The organism is Brevundimonas sp. (genome assembly GCF_032017145.1).
Classification (GTDB): Bacteria; Pseudomonadota; Alphaproteobacteria; order Caulobacterales; family Caulobacteraceae; genus Brevundimonas.
Genome location: NZ_DALZQC010000161.1, coordinates 1 through 4835 on the forward strand (window position 1 = coordinate 1; position 4835 = coordinate 4835).

Below are 4835 nucleotides of genomic sequence, written 5' to 3' on the forward strand. Positions count from 1 at the left end.
CGCCATCGCCATCGCCGCCATCATGATCTTCTGGATCAATGAGTCCTGAGCCTAGCGACGACGAGTAGGGCCTGTTTGGTGGTTTCCAGATTGTTTCCAGAATGGCGCGAAAACGCCGTGAACGAAACAAGAAGGCCCTCAACGCCAAAGCCCGTAGATACTGGGTTTTGACAGGATCGCCAGTTGTTCACACCGAGGGGGTCACAGGTTCAATCCCTGTCGCATCCACCATCTTCTTCAGATTTGACTGTTCGCCCGGCTCGCGGTCTTTCGCGAGGCGTCAGCCTGAACCCGGCGCATGTCGGCGCGTTGGTCGAACATGAACCTGATCATCCTTTTCGTCGGCGCCGTGGTTCTGGCGGGCGCCCTGTTCGCCCTGTCCGCTGTGTTCGAGGGGCGCAGGCGCGTTCACTTCACCGACAAGGACGTGGACGGCGAGCCGGACGAGCCGAACGGACCCGCCAAGGATTTGTGATCGACGCCGGCCATCGTTGATTACAGGACCCGATGCGGCGCCTGCGACCAAGGCTCGCGCCCCAGAACGTCTTCATGCCTTGAGCGTTTTCCAGACATGACCCTTCTCGCTCGCTTCTTCATCATAATGGATGCCATGACCAAGTTCGTGACGCGCCAGGAACGCCTGCTCTGATCCTGGTCTGACGACGGACGGTTTCGCGCATTGCGCGGATGGCTTCATGGCTCCACCTTGTCGCGACGTGATTTGAGAAGGAGGACGCGCCATGGCCCGCAAACCCAACTACAGTTTCGAACGGCAGGAGCGCGAGCGGGCGGCGGCGGCCAAGGCGGCCGAAAAGGCGGCGGCGAAGGCCCAGCGCAAGGCGGAGAATGCGGCTGAAAAGGCGCCGTCCGCCGAAGATTGACGCCCCGCCGCAAAATCCATCCGTGTTTTCGTTGTTCGGACCGGCGCAAAGCCCTATTCTTGCACGATGACACGCTGGACCCCCGAAAGCTGGAGAACCAAGACCGCCCTGCACATGCCGGCGGACTATCCCGATCCCAAGGCCCTGGCCGTGGTCGAGGATGAACTGCGGGCCCTGCCGCCGCTCGTCTTCGCCGGCGAGGCGCGCCGCCTGACGTCCAAGCTGGCCCAGGTCGAGCGGGGCGAAGCCTTCCTGCTTCAGGGCGGCGACTGCGCCGAGAGCTTCAAGGAGTTTTCGACCGACAATATCCGCGACACCTTCCGCCTGATCCTGCAGATGGCGGTGGTCCTGACCTTCGCCGGCCGCAAGCCGGTGGTGAAGGTCGGGCGGATCGCGGGTCAGTTCGCCAAGCCCCGCTCGTCGCCGCTGGAGGAGATCGACGGCGTCGAACTGCCCAGCTATCGCGGCGACATCATCAACGGCATGGGCTTCACGCCCGAGGAGCGCGCGCCCGATCCGCAGCGCCTGATCCGGGCCTATAACCAGTCGGCGTCCACGCTGAACCTGCTTCGCGCCTTCGCGGGCGGCGGCTATGCCGATCTGTACAACATTCACCGCTGGACGCTGGGCTTCGCCGGCGACAATGCGGCGGGCGCCCAGTATCGCGAGCTGGCCGACAAGATCACCGAGGCCCTGGCCTTCATGGAGGCGGTCGGCGTCACGCCTGAAACCCACCCGGACCTGAGCCGGGTCGAGGTCTTCACCAGCCATGAAGCCCTGCTGCTGAATGTCGAGAGCGCCTTGACGCGGCTGGACGGCGGTTCGGGCGACTGGTTCGACACCTCGGCCCATATGCTGTGGATCGGCGAACGCACCCGTCAGCTGGACGGCGCCCACGTCGAGTTCATGAAGGGGATCAAGAACCCCATCGGCGTGAAGTGCGGACCGACCATGACGGCCGACGACCTGCTGCCGCTGATCGACGCGCTGAACCCGGACAATGTCTCGGGCCGTCTGACGCTGATCGGGCGCTTTGGTCACGACAAGGTGGGCGAGCGCCTGCCCAAGCTGATGCGCGAAGTGAAGGCGTCGGGTCGCAGGGTGATCTGGTCCATCGACCCGATGCACGGCAATACGCTGAAGGCCGGCAACGGCTACAAGACCCGGCCCTTCGACCGGATCCTGGGCGAGGTGCGGACCTTCATCGACGTGGCCGAGGCCGAGGGCGTCCACCCCGGCGGCGTGCACCTGGAGATGACGGGCCAGAACGTCACCGAATGTCTGGGCGGCGCCCAGGCGGTGACGGAGGACGATCTGTCCAACCGTTATCACACCCATTGCGATCCGCGTCTGAACGCCGATCAGGCGCTGGAGCTGGCCTTCCTGGTCGCCGAACGGCTGAAGTCCGGTCGTGTCAGCCGGTCCGAAGCCGCCTGACCGAACAAGGCGGAGCGGGGCGGCCGTCGGTATGGTCGCCCTTGCTCCCCGTGGGTTCCGATGGCGTGCTCCCGGCGATGTATTCCGCTTGTCGGGCAGGGATGGCGCCGCAGATACGACCGGATGCGGTCACGGGGCGGACATGGAGCCGCTGTCTGATCGACCGACAACGACAAAGGGCTTTTCGGGTCGCTCCCGGAGAGTGACGGACATGGATACGCCTGCGCACCAAGACGAAAAGCCCGGCCGTGTCGCCTATCAGGGCGCGCCGGGCGCCTTCAGTCACGAGGCGTGTCTGGCCCTGCGTCCGTGGGACGAGGCGGTGGCGTTCGAGACCTTCGAAGGCGCCCTGCAGGCCCTGACGTCCGGCGACTGCGGCTGCGCCCTGATTCCTGTAGAGAACTCGACCATCGGCATGGTGGAGCCCGCCGCGACCCTGGTGCGCGCCTTGGGCATCGAGCCGGTCGCGGAGGTGTGGCGTCCGATCCGTCATGCGCTGATGGGGCTGCCCGGCGCCCGCCTGTCCGACATCCGCACGGTCGAAAGCCATCCCATCGCCCTGGCTCAGTGCGAGCAGACGCTGAAGACGATGCACATGACGGTGATCGAACATTTCGACACCGCCGGCGCCGCGCGCGACGTGGCCGAAGCCGGTGATCCGACCCGCGCCGCCATCGCCGCCGCCGGTGCCGCAGAGGTGTATGGCCTGTCGATCCTGCGCAACGATTTGCAGGATTCGAGCGATAATCGCACGCGCTTCGTTCTGTTGAGCGCTTCCGAGGGTTGACGACGCACGGTCTTTGCGTGTCTTAAGCCTGCACGGATCGCAAAACGATCCGCTTAACCGGAACCGGACCATGTCCCGCCAGCGCGCCCTCTCTGTTTCGTTCGACCGTTCGCGCGCGGTGTCCGGCCTCTATTTCGGCTACGGCTTTTACGGCTTTCGATACGCCGGCTGAGGCGTCGGGCGCACTCCGTCCCTGACTGTCTCACCGGCGACCGCTCTGGATCAGAGCGGCTGTTCGCCCCTGCACATATCGAAATTCAGAATGCCGAAAGCCCTATCCCATGCCCAATTCCAACATTCAGCAAGTCTGGCCTGACATGGCCGACCTGACCCCCGAACAGCAGGCCCTGGCCGCCCTGCGCGCCGAGATCGACGGGATCGACGATCAGATTCTGGCCCTGTTCGAACAGCGTCTGGCCGTCGCCGCCACCGTCGGCCGCGCCAAGGACGCCCCGACCGGACCCCACACCAAGCTGCGCCCCGACCGCGAACAGACGGTGCTGTCGCGCATGCTGTCGAAATGCCGGCCCGAGAACGCCGAGGCGGTCGAGCATCTGTGGCGCGAGATCGTCGGCTGGGGCTTGGCGCGTCAGGGGCGGCTGCAGGTCCAGGTCTGGGCGCCCATCGAGCCGACGCGGGCGTTCGACGGCGCCCGACTGCGGTTCGGTGCGGCGGCCGACATCAAGATGGTGCGCGATCCGCAAAAGGCGCTGGCCTTCGCGGCCGAGGGGCACGGGGTCGCCGTCCTGGCCATCAACACCGAAGACGCCTGGTGGATGGGCCTGCGTCGCGAATGGTCGATGCTCAGCGTCTTCGACGGTTACGGCGGAGAGACGCCGACCTCGCTGGCGGTCGGCAAGATCGATCCGCCGGCCTTGCCCAAGGGACGCCGCGTCATCGTGACGGCGGGGGGCGATGCGGGCGACGGCGGCGGCGCGCGGCGCTGGGGCCTGAATACGCACCATGGCTGGACCATCGCCCTGACCGACGCCGAACTGGCGCCGGGCGATGCCGAGGGCTGTGTCGGCGCGATCGGCTAGGTTTCAGCCCCAAACCGTCATTCCGGGTTCGTCCTACGGACGCCCCGGAATGACGATCCAGGGTTTCTACCGACTGACTATCGATTGGCCCCAGACCTTTCCGCGTCTGACGGAATCCGGGGATCCTCGACCGGCGGCTGCTGTGTCCCGGCCGCCAGCCATCCTTTTCGCCTGGGCGAAACCGCACCTTTTCAGCCACTTGAAGGACGGGATCGGCTTTTTCCCGAGCCCGATGTCAAACGCGGTTATGATGCCGGATCGGTCTTTGACATCGCCATCCCTCGCCGAGACTTGGACTCGTTAGACTCGTTGGACTGTTTTTTTGGAAGTCCAACTTCCACACCCGAATTGCACCCTGTTGCACTGTGCAATTCGGGCCGTCTTGTTTTCTTGAATGAAAACAATGGTTAGTTGCGTAAACTGCACACCATTGCACTCTTCTTCATGCGTGCAATTCGCCACCCCTGGCACCGTCGTCGAAACGGCCTGAAGATCGGATCGCACAGGAGGGCCGCATCCAGAGACGGATGCGGCCCGTCTTTCAGACGGCCATATTGTCGATCAGCCGCGTCTTGCCCAGCCAGGCGGCGGTCAGGATGCGTGCCGGTGCGTCGACGATATCGTTGCGGAACGGCGTCAGGTCCTCGGCGTGGCGAATGACGACGTAGTCGACGCGCTCGAACCCGGCCT

At 65.0% G+C, this 4835-nt stretch carries 7 protein-coding genes; 5 read left to right on the forward strand and 2 right to left on the reverse strand.

Annotated features, from left to right (window positions below):
- Positions 1-319: 319 nt before the first annotated feature.
- Positions 320-475 (forward strand): hypothetical protein, encoded by a 156-nt coding sequence (locus RTU05_RS16990; RefSeq protein WP_312599495.1) that lies wholly within the window; start codon positions 320-322, stop codon positions 473-475.
- A gap of 72 nt (positions 476-547) precedes the next feature.
- Here RTU05_RS16990 and RTU05_RS16995 read toward each other — a convergent pair whose 3' ends face one another.
- Positions 548-697 (reverse strand): hypothetical protein, encoded by a 150-nt coding sequence (locus RTU05_RS16995; RefSeq protein WP_312599496.1) that lies wholly within the window; start codon positions 695-697, stop codon positions 548-550.
- A gap of 43 nt (positions 698-740) precedes the next feature.
- Here RTU05_RS16995 and RTU05_RS17000 point away from each other — a divergent pair, with 43 nt between their 5' ends.
- From RTU05_RS17000 to RTU05_RS17015, 4 genes are all read left to right on the forward strand, one after another.
- Positions 741-881: a hypothetical protein gene (locus RTU05_RS17000; RefSeq protein ID WP_312599497.1), complete on the forward strand. Its 141-nt coding sequence runs from the start codon at positions 741-743 to the stop codon at positions 879-881.
- A 66-nt stretch (positions 882-947) separates the two neighbouring features.
- Positions 948-2318, forward strand: a complete 1371-nt coding sequence (locus RTU05_RS17005; RefSeq protein ID WP_312599498.1) for a class II 3-deoxy-7-phosphoheptulonate synthase — start codon at positions 948-950, stop codon at positions 2316-2318.
- Positions 2319-2529: 211 nt separating this feature from the next.
- Complete coding sequence (locus RTU05_RS17010) at positions 2530-3105, forward strand: prephenate dehydratase domain-containing protein (protein ID WP_312599499.1); 576 nt, start codon at positions 2530-2532, stop codon at positions 3103-3105.
- A gap of 317 nt (positions 3106-3422) precedes the next feature.
- Positions 3423-4145 (forward strand): chorismate mutase, encoded by a 723-nt coding sequence (locus RTU05_RS17015; protein WP_312599500.1) that lies wholly within the window; start codon positions 3423-3425, stop codon positions 4143-4145.
- A 541-nt stretch (positions 4146-4686) separates the two neighbouring features.
- Here RTU05_RS17015 and RTU05_RS17020 read toward each other — a convergent pair.
- The coding region (locus RTU05_RS17020; protein ID WP_312599501.1) for a pantoate--beta-alanine ligase at positions 4687-4835 on the reverse strand (149 nt) is incomplete at its 5' end.